Source organism: Pseudoruegeria sp. HB172150 (assembly GCF_013184805.1).
In the GTDB taxonomy this organism is placed as follows: Bacteria; Pseudomonadota; Alphaproteobacteria; order Rhodobacterales; family Rhodobacteraceae; genus Psychromarinibacter.
On the sequence record NZ_JAATNG010000004.1, the window covers coordinates 1 to 14,673 of the forward strand.

The following is a 14,673-nucleotide window of genomic DNA, read 5'->3' on the forward strand; positions in this document are numbered from 1 at the left end:
GCTGTTCAAGGCGATCGGCGACAGCGGCGGGGTCTGCTCGATCAACATGGTCGGCGGCTTCGTCGATCCCTCGAACCCGGATATCGTGACGACCGACATCCTGTTCGAGCACATCGACCACATCGTCAGCCTGGTCGGTGTCGACCATGTCGGCTTCGGCTCTGACTGGATCCCGGACATCACGCAGACGGCCGTTTCGGGCATGAGCCCACTGGGCGACCTGCTGTTCCCCGATGGCGGCGTTCTGCGGGCGATGTCGGCCAAGGGCGTGCCAACGCCAGCGCCCTACCAGATCGTTGCCGCGCTGGTCGACAAGCTACTCGAGAACGGCTGGTCCGACGCGGATTGCGGCAAGTTCCTGGGCGGTAACCTCTATCGCGTGGCATCCGAGGTCTGGACATGATCCCGACGTATCAGGCGGTTGCTCAGTAAGTATAGGGTGGGCAACGCCCCCAGCCGGAAGGTTGAGACAGTGGCGAAAGCAGAGAAAGTTCTGCGACCAATCGTTTGAGCTGGTGCCTTGAAAACCGCATTCACCAAACGGCGTTTGGCGATTTTGCGTGCATCATTGTCCTTGTGGACCACGATAGCAGACCTTCGCCGCGCGTAGGGTGAAGTCTGCTAAGGGCCGTATCCGGACGTAGCTTTAATGGGCGGAAAGTGTGAATTCGCCGCTTCGCAGCATGAATCTTCGCGGAGCTTCGAAGCAGACATTGCTGGGCGTCAAGTACGACATAGAATTCACATGTCTGGCGCTGCCGTACTTCACGCTCTAGAGTTTAGGTCTCCAAAAATTCTCAACCGCACACTTTGGCGTTCGCGTCGAGTGTGATCGAGCGTATAAGCCACGCGAACAGTATTCGGTAGCGTTGGCGGGAGCTAAGATGAGATGGATTTCAGCACTTGAGCTTGAACGTTGGGCTCGAACCAAAAATTCTGAGGTTGACCTTCCAGGAGTGGTTTCAGATCTGATACGTGCTTCTGTAAACGATATTTCGGACATACGCTTTCCAAGTGGGGACAAAGGGCAGGTCCGAGGATTTGACGGAGTATTGGTTTGCCAGACGGGTAAGGGCATCGTTCCTAAAGGAAAATCGATATGGGAATTCGGCACAAACCAAGACTACAAAACAAAAGCAAGTGGTGATTTTGAAAAACGATCTTGCGAAGTGCCCCCAGAGGTCCAGCGTGAAACCACTTATGTCTTTGTTTCTCCATGGACCTGGGACAGCAGCAAAAAAGACAACAAGCTTGAAGACTTCGTGGATGCACAAAAGGCAGCCCACGACTGGTTGGATGTAATCTACATAGACGGAAGCAAGCTTCAAACTTGGTTTGAGAGTTGTCCTGCGGTTGCTGCTTGGCACGCCCGGAATACGATGCAACTTGCGCCGAAGGTTGGCGTTCGATGCATTGATGAGTTTTGGGAGGATTTTGTTGGTAGATACGACCCAAAGCTTGTTGAAAGCGTATTGCTGGCTGGTCGCAAAGCGAATGCTGAAAGTCTAGTAGAGAAGTTGATGGGTAGACCTGGGCCGATTAAGTTATCTGCGGATTCTGTTGATGAAGTTGTGGCATTCGCCATAGCAGCTATTAGGGCGGCGAAGCCCGAAGTGAGACTTTTCTTGGAATCTCGAGCGATCGTGGTTGAAACTTTTGCAGCTGGTAGAGACCTCATTGCCAAAGATAACCTTATTTTTCTGCTGAATGGTGAGACCACAAAATCACCTGGTCAGTTTTATAGTGTTGCTCCCACGCTGGTCCCTTTAGGCCGGCGCCAAAAGAGTGGCCAATCTGAAACATTGAATCGCCCGACGGGCTATGATCTGGGGAAAGCTCTGGAAGAGCTTGGTATGTCTGAACCAGAAGCCAGGACACTTGCTCGAGGCTGTGGGCGAAGCCTTTCTGCCCTACAGAGAGTGAGACCTAGCGGGAGTTACAATGAACCCGATTGGTTTTCTGATCCAGAAATTTTCCCGGCAATATTGGCAGGAGCGTGGGACGGGAGCAATGATGCTGACATTGAAATAATTCGCAAGCTCACGGGAAATGCTGATTACGATAAGCTAACTGAACGCCTACGAGCTCTGTCGCGAGAAGATGATCCTCCGTTTGTTTTGACAGGAGGCATTTGGACGGTAAATGCTCCTATCGACGCCTTCATTCACACCGCTGGGAAAATGGCACCGAAGTCATTTGAACTGCTCGAAGCATCGCTTGTTTCGGCCTTCTCTTCCGTAAAGCAAAAATCGCAAGAAGAGGATCCTATTTTTGGGAACACCGCGAAGTACCAGTCGCCACACAGCGATTGGCTTCGAGAGGGATTATCCAACACTCTCCTCATGATTTCAGTTCTAGGCAAGCAGGCTGGCGTTGAGATTGGTGTCGACAGTGGCAAGGCCTTCGTTGATGGAATTGTTTCTCGGTTGCCAGGCCTCAAAGGCAACTTCGAGCTTCTCGCCTGCATGAGAGATGAACTGCCGTTGCTAGCGGAGGCATCCCCAGGCCCTTTTCTCCAAGCCCTCGAGCAATTGCTGGAGGGCGACGCTGACTCGCTTCGCGCCTTACTAACTGAGGACGAAGGAGTGTTTTCGCCAACGGCATATCATACTGGACTACTCTGGGCCTTGGAGGCCTTGGTGTGGGGACAAGAAACGTTTGCGCGGTCAATTCTCATTCTTGCGCGGCTTGTCGAAATCGACCCTGGCGGTGGTCTAGTAAATCGACCAATCAACAGCTTAAAGGAGATTTTTCTTCCTTGGTTTCCCAACACATGTGCGACAGTCGAACAGAGAAATTCAATGTTGACCTATCTGGCAAAGAAGACGCCTGATGTTGCTTGGTCATTGCTCATTGACTTACTCCCAGATCGAATAACTAGTTCAAGCGGAACTCAGCGCCCACAGCTGCGGGACGCCGGAGAAAATGGGCGGGATAGACTTACACAGAAAGAGTATCTGGATGCTGTCTTAAAAGTCATTGAGTTGGTCATCGAGCTGGCAGGAAACGAACCATCCCGTTGGATCGAAATAATGCATGATATCACGGCGTTTCCCGAGAAAGAAATGACCCATGCTGTCGCCCGCCTAAGATCGACGTTTGAGACTCTTTCTGAAGCTGACCGGTTCCCGGTATGGGCGGCCTTGAGAGATCGCATCAACGATCATAGACGCTTCCCAGATGCACCTTGGACGTTGAGTGAAGAAAAGTTGGCTCCCTTCGATGCACTGATTAAAGATTTCGAACCGGAAAGCCCTGTTTCCAGCATAATTTGGATGTTCGATTCTTGGGACTTTCCAACTGAAGATGACAAGAGCATCGAAGATGTCCGGACCGAGGCAGTCAAAGGATTACTGGATAAGTCTGGGGTGGACGCTTTGGTTGAGCTGGGACACACAGCAAAGCAACCCTACCATGTGGTAGAAGCCATCGAGCAATCTAAACTTGACTTCTCGCTTTTGGCCAAGGTTCTAGAGAAGTCTGTTGAAAACCCAAATGCTATGCAGTTTTCGGTTGGCATCTCTGGCCTACTGCGTTCTGTCGGCGGGGCTGCGAAATCAGAAACTTGGTTTGAGTCATTCAATGAGCGTCTAGAACTTGACGACCTTACAGCCGCCAAGCTCTTGCTATCTTGGCCGATGACGACCAGAACTTGGTTTCTCGCTAAGCGACTAGGAACGGCAGTCTTCGAGGGTTATTGGTCCTTTTGCAATGGTTATAGCTTGCGAGGGCGAGGAGACGGCCGATCATTTTTTAGAGGCTTACTGAACTTATTGAACGCTCGCCGTGGGTCTGCATTTCTGGAAGCTACCAACAAGAACTTGGGAGATGTTCCGACTCGCTTAATTTTGAGGGCCTTGGAGGTTCTCAATGCCGAACTGCGAGACGACAAAACTAGCGCTGACACGATGGTATCTTATTACCTAGAAAAGGTTTTTGCCGAACTGGATCTCCGCGAAGATATAGAGGCACAAGCGATAGTTGGGCAAGAATTGGCTTTCTTCCCAATCTTAGACAAGAAGAAGAGAAAATTGGTGTTGTTTGATACAATGGCCACGGATCCAGAGTTGTTCAACCAAGCCATTCAACTTGTGTTTAAGTCGTCGAAGGAGACAGAAAATGCTCAATCGACAACTGATGGCAAATCTTCCGGAAGACTAGCCTATTCTGTCTTGTCGGGTTTTAGGAAATTGCCGGGACACACGGAACAAGACGTTGATGCAGAAAAACTGTCCCTATGGGTTGATGCAGCTCGAAGACTGGGAGAAGAGTCGGGCCATTCAGTTATTACCGACATTTATGTTGGGCATCTCTTCGCCCATGCACCCGTGGATGAGGACGGTGGGTGGCCGCATCGTGTTGTACGCGACGAAATCGAACGTATAGGCTCTGACGATCTTCAGCGTGGCATTTATACCGAACGTCGGAACATGCGAGGTGTGACAACTCGGGGAGTCTACGACGGTGGCGATCAAGAAAGAGAACTTTCCGCAAAATATGAATTTTGGCAATCTAAGGCATCGTTGTGGCCTAGGACTTCGGCTTTGCTGGGCGCACTAGCTGAAAGCTGGAAAAGAGACGCAGAGGACCAGGACGTTGATGCGGAGCAGCGAAAACTCAAAAGCTAGAGGCTTGGCGGCTGGGCGTCTGGCTCCAATGACCGCTCTTGTGACGCTGCATCGCAGCGCTTACTTACGTTGGCAACGGCAGGTTAGGGCCGTTAGTCAGCTTTGGCGACCGCCCATTTCTCGGGTCATTCGCTCGAAAGCGATGAGGTTCTGGTAGCCGAGCGCCGACTCGACTAACTGGGCTCGAGCGTTCCAATCCAAACAACTCGCCCGAGGATGTTCAACTGCTCGCGGCTTGCCCTAAGTAAAACGCGTGGCTGGTCACCGGGACGGTCAGGCATCACGACGAGTGGGCCGCCTTCGTCCCAGAACAATGTCCCCGCTACAATTTTTTCATCTTCCACCCAGCACCAACGCGCCGGCCCTCCGAGTTTATTTGCGGCGGAATCGACAAGTGCCACGGTCCGGTTCTCCTCTTCCCCAAGGTCCTCGCAGAGACCTGCAAGCCGAAGACCCCGGGGATCGATACCCAGACTGATGAGCCAGTCGATGCTAAATGCTAACGGCGGCTTGCCCGCCTTCGTATTTTGCTGATGCCAGGGGACCGGCAGATAGCCATCCATCAAACTCGATGTGACTTCAGGTACAGACGTAGGTGAGTTCATCTGGTCCACCAGATCGGCAATGAACCCTTGCGTTGATCTTTCGCTGGTATCTGCGGCGCCCCAACTCAGCTCATGGCCTGTCGCACTAATCAGCTCTTGCAACTTCGACAACTGAGGATCGCGCCCGTCTAACACACTCCTGATCGCACCAATGCCGACGCCTAGATTTCGGGCATATCCGCGTAATCCGTGGGTTCTTACCCCGTCGGAAATCAGTGCTCTCAATGCGTCGATATCGAATCGTGTCACGGATCGCACAAATCATGAATCTGCATGCTTGACTAGATGTGCTGTATATTACACAGTGTGCAAAATACAGCACACCAACGGGATGCGCATGCCGAAATCAACCCAAGACCCTGCCCTCAAGCCCCTTGAGAGTTTGACGCGTCGCCTGGCAAAGGCGACGGGGCGGAGCGAGCGAACTGTGGTCCGGTGGTCGACAGGCAGCGGTGATACGCTGGACCGCCTTCGGCGTGGTCACACGATAACGACCGCGCGCGTACTCCAGATCATCATCTGGTTCTCGGAAAACTGGCCCGTAGAAGCGGATTGGCCAGATTTCGTCGAGCGCCCCGCGCTTCCCGATACGCAGGACGCCTCTCGATGACACTAGACCAATTCGAGCGCCAAATCCTGGCGATTGAGCCTTCCCAACGCTTGAACTTGGCCTGCGCCCTACTGCTCAGTTTCGCCGATCCACGCGAGAGCAGCTTCCTGTCGAGGTTGTTGGCGCGGTGGATCGCCTTCCAGATTGGCGTGCTCCATCGCGCCGGGGACGCTAGGCCGCATCGTGCCCGCCACCTCTACCCGGCGCGCCTCGGTGCAGCCTGGATCAAAGCCTGACAGATGCACGCCGCGCCTCTCACCTCACCGCGCCTTCAGAGGGTGCTGGCGGTCCTGAAGGACGGTCGGCGCCACACGACAAGGGCGATCGTTCGGAAGGCGTCCGTCTGCGCCGTGAACGCTTGCGTAGCCGAGCTGCGCGCGCATGGCGCGGAGATCAACTGTTTCAGGGAACGCGTCGGCGACGATTGGCGCTGGTTCTACCAGATGAAGAGAGCGCCCCAGGATGCGTGACGCGAAGCTTATCGAGCTCCCCCCGATTGACGTCAAGGTTCGCAAGGACCGGGTGACCCCGCTGAACGATCAGGCCGTGGCCGTAATCCGACAGTCGGTGGCCGAGACAGGAGAAATCCGCGACCCGATCCACGTCAGGGAGATGCGCAACGGCTACGAGTTGATCGACGGTCGGCACCGGCTTGAGGTCGCGCGCATCCTCGAACTTCCAACCGTCACCGCGAGGGTATGGCAGTGCACGCTGGAAGAGGCGAGGCTGATGGAAGCGGACGCCAACGTCACTTTCACGCACATGTCGCCAATCGATCTGGCGGTAAGCCTCGCTGGACGCAAATCGGCCTACGAAAGGCTACATCCAGAGACCCGCGCCGGTGCCGCATCGACCCAGGCGAGGATGCACAAACGGACAGAAATGTCCTTTTGTAACTTCGTGGCGGAGATAATTGGCGTCACGCCTCGACAGATCCGGCGAGTGATTGCCGCCGGCGAGGCGTTGCGCGCCGACGATGTGTTGAACCTGCGTGCCGCGCCCGGACGGGTCGCCATGAACGACCTGTACCAGATCGCCAAGATCGGCGACGAGGCAGAGCACCGCTTTGTGATCGACGCCATCACAGCGGGTCGGGACAGGAATGCCGCTGCCGCGCGCCGCCGTTTCAAGACCGGACAGTTGGGCATTGAACCGCCCGTTAAGACGGCCGTTGACAAGGCACATGACCGGCTTCTGGACGCGTGGACCCGTGCCAGTGCGACGGCACGCCAGCGTTTCGTCAGGGACTGCCGCGCCGAACTCGAGGACGTCCTCGCCGAGGTGCCCGAGTGACCGTTTCCCCCGACAAGGTCTGGTGGACTGCAGCCGAGATTGCCGATGCCGGGTTGCCGGACATGCCGGGTAGCCGGCAGGGCGTCGAGAAGATCGTGAAGACCGAGGGCTGGCGCTCGCAGGTGACCGCCGCCCGACGTCGGCAGGGCCGTGGGGGCGGCTGGGAGTATCATTGGCAGCTCTTTCCACGCTCCGCCAAACGGAAGCTGCTGGCCACGTCAGCTGGCGCCGCAGCCGAGCAGGCCGAGCGCGGCGAACAATGGGCCTATTTCGACGGGCTGCCGGAGAAGGCAAAGGCAACGGCGCGAGCGCGGTTGGGTGCCATTCACATGGTCGAGGCCCTCGAAGCTACCGGAACCGGTCGTGCGGTGGCCGTCGGCGAGGTCGCGCGTGTCATTGGCAAGACCGGGCGGACGCTCTGGGCATGGCTGCAGGCTGTTGAAGGTGTCCGTTCCGACGATCGCCTCGCCGCCCTCGCACCCAGACATCGGCCTACAGCCAAGGTCGAACCGACCGAGGTGCGCGCCGATCCCCGTTTCTGGGATCTCCTGAAGGCAGATTACCTTCGGTTGGAGCGCCCCACGTTCAGCGCCTGCTACCGGCGCGCCTGCACCGTCGCCCGAGAGCGCGGCTGGCCCGTGATACCTGAACGAACCGCCCGACGGCATCTCGACCAGACCGTCCCGCGTGTTGTCCAGGTGTTTGCCCGCCAGGGCGTGTCCGGACTTGAGGAGTGCTTCCCGCCACAGGTGCGGGATCGCAGCACGCTGGCGGCACTGGAGGCGGTCAATGCCGACTGCCACCGTGGCGACCTGTTCGTTCGTTGGGAGGATGGCACCGTCGCCCGACCGCAGATCGTCGCATTCCAGGACATCTACTCCGGCAAGATCCTCAGCTGGCGCGTCGACCACACGCCGAACAAGGTCGCCGTCATGGCGGCCTTCGGGGACATGGTCGAGGAGTTCGGAATTCCGCGCCGCTGCCTATTCGACAACGGCCGCGAGTTTGCCAACAAGTGGATGACCGGCGGCACGCCGACGCGCTTCCGCTTCAAGGTCCGGGAAGACGATCCGTTGGGCGTACTGCCCCAGCTGGGGATCGAGGTGAATTGGGCGCGGCCCTATTCCGGCCGGTCCAAGCCCATCGAACGGGCGTTCCGCGACTGGTGCGATACGATTTTCAAGGATCCGCGGTTCTCCGGCGCATGGACGGGCAACCGGCCGGACGCGAAGCCGGAAAACTACGCCAGCACGGCAGTGCCGATCACCGAGTTCCTGCGTGTCATGGAGTTGGGCGTCGTTGAGCACAACGCCCGCACCGGTCGCCGCTCGGAGACCGCTCAGGGCCGGAGTTTCGACCAGACCTTTGCGGAGAGCTACGCATCCGCTCCGATCCGCAAGGTCACCGAGGAGCAGCGTCGGCTCTGGCTGATGGGTCAGGAAACGAAGACGCTGCATCGCACCCACGGGCGCCTGACGTTGCACCAGAACGTCTACTGGTCCGACTGGATGGCCGAGGAGGCGGGCCGCAAGGTCATCGCACGGTTCGACCCGGAGGATCTGCACGCGGGCATCTACGTGTACGCGCTCGATGGGTCGTATCTGGGCTACGCCGCCTGCCAGCAGAAGACCGGTTTTACCGATGCAGCCGCAGCGCAGGAAGAAGCACGCCAGAAGGCGGCGTTCAAGCGCGCACACCGGCGGCTACTGGATCTGCACCGGCCCGACACGGCGGCGGAAGTTGCTGCCGCCCTGGACGCGCTGCCGACCCCCGAGACGGCGCCGCCCGACGCCAAGGTCGTGCGGCCCGCATTCGGGGCCAATCGGCCATTGGTGGAGCGTCCGGACTTCGAGCGCCGGGCGGATCCGGCTGCGGAACAACAGCACGAGACCTTCATCGCGCAATTCACCTCGCCGGCTCGTCAGAACAGCTCGGCCGAGGACGAGTACGACCGCTTCAAGCGGGCTTTGCAACTGGAACAGCTGGCTGAAGCGAACCAGCCGCTGGGGAAGGCGGAGGCAGAGTGGCTCGCCGTTTATCGGACGCAGCCCGAGTACCGCCAGATGCGCCTCCTCTACGACGACTACGGGGAGGCGATGTTCGCGAACTGAGCAAAACCTCCCGCAGGCCGAAATGGGGGCCAGACGGGGGGCGTCATGAAAAAGGAGGGCGAAGAATGGCGGAAGAGCAGATGGTCTATAACAGTGTGGCACCGCTACGAAACGTGGCGGCACTGGCCGGACTGGTGGACCGGGTCAAGAACCGCAGTTTGGGCTTGCCAGGCATGGCTTGTTACTACGGTCCATCGGGTTTCGGGAAATCCACGGCCGGGATCTGGACCACCAACAAATATCGGGCGGTCCTGGTGCAGGTGCAATCGGTCTGGACGCCGAAGTTGCTTTGCGAGGCTATCGCGCTGGAGGCGGGCGTACAGCTCCGGCGAGGCGATACGACCGGGCATCTGGTCAAGAACATTGCCGAGGCGCTGGCCATCACGGATCAGCCGTTGCTGATCGACGAGGCGGACCACCTCATCAGGCGCAAGTGCATCGAGGTGATCAGGGACATCCACGAGAGCTCCGGCGCGCCGATCATCCTGATCGGCGAAGAGGGGCTGCCTCAGAAGCTCAAGGAATGGGAGCGGGTCCACGGCCGGATGTTGGACTGGGTCGCAGCCCAGCCGGGCGACCTCTCGGACGTGAAGCATCTCGCGCCGATCTATGCCAGGGGCATCGAGATCGACGCTGACTTGCAGAGCGCAATCCTGCGCGCTTCCCACGGGTCGATCCGGCGGATATGCGTCAACCTCGACCGCGTCGCCGAGTTCGCCCGGACCCGTGGCATCACAAAGATGACGCTGGCCTTATGGCAGGGCGATCTCTTCACCGGCGAGGCTCCGACTGCGCGGAAATCGGTCGCATGAACTTCGCGCAGGAAAGCGGCGAGGCGCGCCGCGAACGCGCCATGAGGCATGCGCTCGGGCTGGACGAGTTCACGTTCTACAGCCTCCGCGACGGCGCCAGGATTTCCCTGCAGATGGCGCAGGAACTGGCGCGGTCGTGGGAGAAGGACGGGCTGGCGATAGTGGTCCGCACGGGCGAGCGCCGTCGCAAGGTCTTCAGTATGACGCCGCTCGCGCGGCGCCTCGCCAAACAGCAGCCGAAACAGCCCATCGCCGAACACGAGGCAACGCCGGCCGGTAACATGTGGCTGGTCATGCGGAAAATGGGCCTCTTCTCGCGGGTCGACGTCGCTGCGCATGCCACCACCGACACGGTCCAGGTCTCCGAGCAGGAGGCGGGCGACTATTGCCGGCTGCTGGCGCGCGGCGGCTATCTGCGGATCGCGGCGAAAGAGGTCCGGGGCAAGCGCGAAGCCATGTATCGCCTGATCCGGGACACCGGCCCGAAACCGCCCGCCGAGAAGCGGGTGACCGCGATCTTCGACCCGAATGTCAGCCGTTTGACCTACATCGCGGGGATGCCCGGATGAGCCCGCAGAAGGCCATAGCACTCGAAGCCTGGGGCGATGAGCCTCCGGACTGGATCCTCGCTCTGGCCGATGCCTGTGCAGCCAGTTCCCAGAACAAGGTTGCGAAAAGGCTCGGCATGTCGGCGACCGTGATCAGCCAGACACTGCGCCGGAAATATCCGGGCGACCTTTCTAACCTCGAGCAGCTGGTCCAGGCGCGCCTGATGGGCGCCGTCGTCGACTGCCCGGCCCTCGGCGAGCTGCCTCTCGCGGACTGCCAGGCGTGGCGCGAAAAAGCGAAGGACTTCCTCGGCACCAACAGCCTGCGGGTGCGGATGTACCGCGCATGCACGCGGTGCCCACTGAACCCGAAGGAGGACGAGAAGTGACAGTGCCGCTCGACCGTCAGACCGCCAGCAGCGCGGCCTACCGGGACGCCGTAAGGCTGGCCAAGCTCGGTCATCCGCCGGCAAAGATCGAAGCTATTACCGGGACATCTAGGACCACAATCTACAGCTATCTCTCTTATGCTCGAGCGCGCGGTGAAGCGATCCCGTTGTTCAGCACGACCGGCAACCACTCTGGTCGGCCGCGCGTCGTTCTAACGGATGCCCAGTGTGAGCAGCTGGGGCCACATGCCGACCGCCGCTCCATGGGCATTCGTGAACTGGCCAGCCTTCTGCTTTTGACAGCAGTCGAATGTGATCTGGTTGACGCAATCCTCGACGATGGAGATGCCAGTGACTGATCCCCTGGCACCCCGCCGCTTCGAACGCCTTGAGCTCCTCACCCTTGCTGCCCGTGGGCTCGGAAAGATCGAGTTCCAGGGCGGCCGGGGCGCGACGCTGGTCACCGCCGACGAGATCGAGGCGATGGCCTGCATCCTCACTCTCCTCGGCTTTCCGCCAATACGCCCCGGCCACGAGCCGGCCGACCTGGCAGCCTACTTCCGGGAGGCATTCGCAATCAGGGAGACCGGCAATGAGCAATGACCTGCAGTTCGGTCGCGGCATCGCGGCAATCGTGCTCGCGGTGTTCATCGGCCGCACGATCTACAGCCGCTTCGGCGGCAGAAAGGACAACCAGAAATGACCGACTTCACACCCGCCCCGATCCCCAGCGGTCGCCAGACGTTGAACGGAACAGACTTCATGACCGATGCGAAGGGAAGCCTGACGCCGGTGGAGCTGATCCGGCCGCAGGACGTTCTGCAGGATGAGACGGTTCGGAAGATCCTCGGCTTCGCCCAGGCGCTGAGCGAACAGGTCGCGCGGTTCAAGGAACACACCTTCGAGGACATTGGCGACTTCGAGGCGCTGCTCGCCCAAGAGTACGACGAGACCATCGGTGGCGTGAAGGGCAACAAGACCCTGATGAGCTACGACGGTCTCTTCAAGGTGGCCGTCCAGGTCGCGGACCACATCGACTTCGGGCCGGAGCTGCAGATCGCGAAGGGCCTGATCGACGAATGTCTCAACGAATGGGCTGCTGACAGCCGGCCGGAGATCCGCGCCATCGTCACCCGCGCCTTCAACACCGACAAGGTCGGTCAGATCAACCGCTCCGAGGTCTTCATGCTGCTGCGGCTCGACATCAACGACGAGCGCTGGCGGCGGGCCATGCAGGCGATCCGCGACGCCATGCGCATCGTCGGATCGAAGACCTATGTGCGCTGCTACCGCCGCGAGACTAACGACGGCGCCTGGCAGCCGATCACCATCGACCTGGCGAAGGCATAGGAGGGATCTGTGCGCACTAATCTCTTGCGCCATGCGAAGTACCACCTTCGAAACGCGAAGGCGGTAAACTTCAGAAGCGCCTTTGCAACTTCTGCGGGATTAGTGCAATCCTCGGCCACGGGTGTGACGTGTTAGAGGATCTCGACGCGTTCGCCATGAGTGACGGACTTCCGGAAATCAACAACCGGGCAAATGCCCGATTTAGAGCGCTTTGCCTGCTTCCGCGGGCAACCGCAGCCTGTTTGGTCAGGTTGATGCCATGACCGACCGGCGGTTGCAAAAGCTCATCTTTGCGGGTTGCCGCGAGCTCGGCATCGACAACGATACCCGTCGCGATCTTCAGCTGGTCACCACCGGCAAGGATAGCCTCGGCGACATGACCGAGGCAGAACAGCGAGCCGTGGTCGCGGCGCTGAAGGAGAAGGGGTTTCGGCCGGGGGGTCACGATGGCCGGAGGCCGAAGGCTGACCGGTCGGACGTGCGGTTCGCTCACGTGCTGTGGCGGCTTCTTGCGGATCACGGTGAGGTGCAGATGCGCGGCGCGGCCGGGCTCAACGCATTCATCCGCCGCCGCTTTGCCGATGCCTGGGGATCGACACCCATCGACATCGACCGGATGCAGGACGCCGCCCAGATCCGCGATGTGATCGAAGCGCTGAAGTCTTGGTGCCGTCGCTCCGGGATCGAGCTGGAGACGGGAAAGTGAAGAAGCCTCGCTTTCCCGTCACCGATCACGCTGTGCTGCGATACCTGGAGCACGCGATGGGCGTCGATGTTGAAGGGATCCGTCGTCAGATTGGGCACAAGGTCGTCATCTTGAACGACCACCCAGGAGCGAGCGGCATCCTTGTCGACGGGCTCCGCCTAAAGGTTGCCCGGGGCTGCATAGTGACGGTGCAGGAGGCAAGCCGGCCCGATCGGCACACCGGACGGCAAAGGAGGAACCGGCCGGAATGAGTGTGCCGGTCCCGGCAAACCTGCGTCCGTTCGTTCGGATCCTTGGCACCGATGGCGCCATCGACTTCCTGTTGAGCTTTGGCGGCTCGGAGGTCTATTTCGCTGTCTCGCCGAAAGGAAAGTCTCGCGTCGAACAGATGGTCGGCTATGACAAGGCGGCTGCCCTGTGCCAGGCACACCTGCCGTCGCGCATTCCAACCGGCAAGCCGTGGATCGCGGCCGTGTGGCATGCAAGAGGCTTGCCGAAGGCTGAAATCGCCCGCAGACTGCATGTTGCCGACAAGACGGTTCGCAGCTGGCTGAATAGGCCGACGCCTCCTGCCAGACCGCCGGACGATCCCCGACAGCCTCGGTTCCTCTAGCCCGCACCCGCACACCCGTGCGGGTGTTTTGCTTTTGGCCACACCGCCACTCTGTCCGTGAAACGGCATGGAGGCGGGTCATGCAAACCAGCGACGCAGGCGTTGCGGCGATCGAACTTGAAGAAGGGGTGGTTCTGAAGGCCTACCTCTGCCCGGCGGGTCATTTGACCATCGGGGCGGGGCTGACGGCGAGTTCCGGCGTTATCGTGCCGAAGCCGGGTATGACAATCACCCGGAAGGAAGCCTCCCGGCTCTTAAAGCAGGCTTTAAGCCGCAATTACGAGCCGGCCGTTGCCAAGGTGATGCCGGGTGCCAGGCAGCACGAATTCGACGGCGGCACCTCATTTCATTTCAACACCGGGGCCATCAGCCGGGCGAGCTGGGTGCAAGCCTGGCGTGCCAGGGACTGGAGCGCCGTCGCCGACAAGATCGGCCTCTGGGTTAAGGGCGGCGGCAAGGTGTTGCCCGGCCTGCAGCGCCGTCGCCAGCGTGAACTGGCTATGATCCGGGATGCCGTCTACCCGACCGCAGTCCCGGCCCGCAGCGGCCCAGGCGTCGCTCGGTTCGCCCTGAAGCTGGACGAGGCCGAGATCCGGAAGATCCGGGAGACGTTCCGGGCGCTCGGCTACGAGCCTGGTCCGTCTCCGATAGGCGTTGCGGAGATCGCCGTCCGCAACTTCCAGCGCGAGCATGACCTGACCGTCGATGGGATCCTCGGTCGCGCCACGCTGTCCACTCTCGAACGTCGCCGGGCGGCGCGGGCCAAGACCCGCGCCGCCGGCGCAGCAGGTGTTGGTGGGGGTGCTGTGACACAGGCCGACACGATTGCAACGCCCGCCGCCGACCCCCAGCCCGCCCTGGAGCCCGCACTCTCCTGGGCGGGCTGGGTTGCCCTGGCACTGGTCATCATCTGGCTGGCCGTCCTGGCCTGGCGCTATCGCGACGTGCTGGCTGTGAAACTGCAGACCCCCCTACCACGGGTGGCTGCCTGGCTGAGGAGCTTCTGAC

At 59.9% G+C, this 14,673-nt stretch carries 14 protein-coding genes; 13 read left to right on the forward strand and 1 reads right to left on the reverse strand.

Annotation, left to right across the window (positions count from 1 at the left end):
- Both HCO70_RS16765 and HCO70_RS16770 read left to right on the forward strand, forming a co-directional pair.
- Positions 1–403, forward strand: a 403-nt coding sequence (locus HCO70_RS16765; protein WP_172298294.1) for a membrane dipeptidase, incomplete at its 5' end; no start/stop codon positions are given.
- A 481-nt stretch (positions 404–884) separates the two neighbouring features.
- Positions 885–4,628, forward strand: coding sequence for a hypothetical protein (locus tag HCO70_RS16770; protein ID WP_172298296.1), 3,744 nt, complete (start codon positions 885–887; stop codon positions 4,626–4,628).
- Between the two features lie 173 nt (positions 4,629–4,801).
- On the opposite strand, the gene HCO70_RS16775 is transcribed toward HCO70_RS16770, so the two are convergent.
- Entirely contained in the window at positions 4,802–5,482 is a 681-nt protein-coding gene (locus HCO70_RS16775; protein WP_172298298.1) for a hypothetical protein, read from the reverse strand.
- An 823-nt stretch (positions 5,483–6,305) separates the two neighbouring features.
- Here HCO70_RS16775 and HCO70_RS16780 point away from each other — a divergent pair.
- The 11 genes from HCO70_RS16780 (at position 6,306) to HCO70_RS16830 (ending at position 14,672) form a co-directional block, all read left to right on the forward strand.
- Positions 6,306–7,136, forward strand: coding sequence for a ParB N-terminal domain-containing protein (locus HCO70_RS16780; protein WP_172298300.1), 831 nt, complete (start codon positions 6,306–6,308; stop codon positions 7,134–7,136).
- On the forward strand, positions 7,133–9,247 hold the full coding sequence (locus tag HCO70_RS16785) for a transposase domain-containing protein (RefSeq protein WP_172298302.1): 2,115 nt from the start codon (positions 7,133–7,135) through the stop codon (positions 9,245–9,247). Before HCO70_RS16780 ends, HCO70_RS16785 begins: the two co-directional genes overlap by 4 nt.
- Before the next feature lie 65 nt (positions 9,248–9,312).
- The gene (locus HCO70_RS16790) at positions 9,313–10,059 is read left to right on the forward strand and encodes an AAA family ATPase (protein ID WP_172298304.1); all 747 of its coding nucleotides are present in this window, start codon (positions 9,313–9,315) and stop codon (positions 10,057–10,059) included.
- Positions 10,056–10,628: a hypothetical protein gene (locus tag HCO70_RS16795; protein WP_172298306.1), complete on the forward strand. Its 573-nt coding sequence runs from the start codon at positions 10,056–10,058 to the stop codon at positions 10,626–10,628. The genes HCO70_RS16790 and HCO70_RS16795 overlap by 4 nt, the downstream gene beginning before the upstream one ends.
- A complete protein-coding gene (locus HCO70_RS16800) occupies positions 10,625–10,996 on the forward strand; it encodes a hypothetical protein (protein WP_172298308.1) in 372 nt (123 codons plus the stop codon). Before HCO70_RS16795 ends, HCO70_RS16800 begins: the two co-directional genes overlap by 4 nt.
- Complete coding sequence (locus HCO70_RS16805) at positions 10,993–11,355, forward strand: hypothetical protein (RefSeq protein WP_172298310.1); 363 nt, start codon at positions 10,993–10,995, stop codon at positions 11,353–11,355. Before HCO70_RS16800 ends, HCO70_RS16805 begins: the two co-directional genes overlap by 4 nt.
- On the forward strand, positions 11,348–11,599 hold the full coding sequence (locus HCO70_RS16810; RefSeq protein WP_216665493.1) for a hypothetical protein: 252 nt from the start codon (positions 11,348–11,350) through the stop codon (positions 11,597–11,599). The genes HCO70_RS16805 and HCO70_RS16810 overlap by 8 nt, the downstream gene beginning before the upstream one ends.
- A gap of 96 nt (positions 11,600–11,695) precedes the next feature.
- A complete protein-coding gene (locus tag HCO70_RS16815; protein WP_172298312.1) occupies positions 11,696–12,346 on the forward strand; it encodes a DUF3164 family protein in 651 nt (216 codons plus the stop codon).
- 259 nt (positions 12,347–12,605) lie between these two features.
- Positions 12,606–13,052 (forward strand): regulatory protein GemA, encoded by a 447-nt coding sequence (locus tag HCO70_RS16820; RefSeq protein ID WP_172298314.1) that lies wholly within the window; start codon positions 12,606–12,608, stop codon positions 13,050–13,052.
- Between the two features lie 247 nt (positions 13,053–13,299).
- Positions 13,300–13,665 carry a helix-turn-helix domain-containing protein gene (locus tag HCO70_RS16825; protein WP_172298315.1) on the forward strand — a complete coding sequence of 122 codons (366 nt, stop codon included), beginning with the start codon at positions 13,300–13,302 and terminating at the stop codon, positions 13,663–13,665.
- An 80-nt stretch (positions 13,666–13,745) separates the two neighbouring features.
- Entirely contained in the window at positions 13,746–14,672 is a 927-nt protein-coding gene (locus HCO70_RS16830; RefSeq protein WP_172298317.1) for a glycoside hydrolase family protein, read from the forward strand.
- Position 14,673: the final 1 nt, after the last annotated feature.

Excerpts from the sequence above, each read along its gene's own strand:
- HCO70_RS16790 (WP_172298304.1), top strand. The coding sequence starts at position 9,313 with ATGGCGGAAGAGCAGATGGTCTATAACAGTGTGGCACCGCTACGAAAC.
- HCO70_RS16800 (WP_172298308.1), top strand. The coding sequence starts at position 10,625 with ATGAGCCCGCAGAAGGCCATAGCACTCGAAGCCTGGGGCGATGAGCCT.
- HCO70_RS16830 (WP_172298317.1), top strand. The coding sequence starts at position 13,746 with ATGCAAACCAGCGACGCAGGCGTTGCGGCGATCGAACTTGAAGAAGGG.
- HCO70_RS16815 (WP_172298312.1), top strand. The coding sequence starts at position 11,696 with ATGACCGACTTCACACCCGCCCCGATCCCCAGCGGTCGCCAGACGTTG.
- HCO70_RS16795 (WP_172298306.1), top strand. The coding sequence starts at position 10,056 with ATGAACTTCGCGCAGGAAAGCGGCGAGGCGCGCCGCGAACGCGCCATG.
- HCO70_RS16825 (WP_172298315.1), top strand. The coding sequence starts at position 13,300 with ATGAGTGTGCCGGTCCCGGCAAACCTGCGTCCGTTCGTTCGGATCCTT.
- HCO70_RS16770 (WP_172298296.1), top strand. The coding sequence starts at position 885 with ATGAGATGGATTTCAGCACTTGAGCTTGAACGTTGGGCTCGAACCAAA.
- HCO70_RS16780 (WP_172298300.1), top strand. The coding sequence starts at position 6,306 with ATGCGTGACGCGAAGCTTATCGAGCTCCCCCCGATTGACGTCAAGGTT.
- HCO70_RS16820 (WP_172298314.1), top strand. The coding sequence starts at position 12,606 with ATGACCGACCGGCGGTTGCAAAAGCTCATCTTTGCGGGTTGCCGCGAG.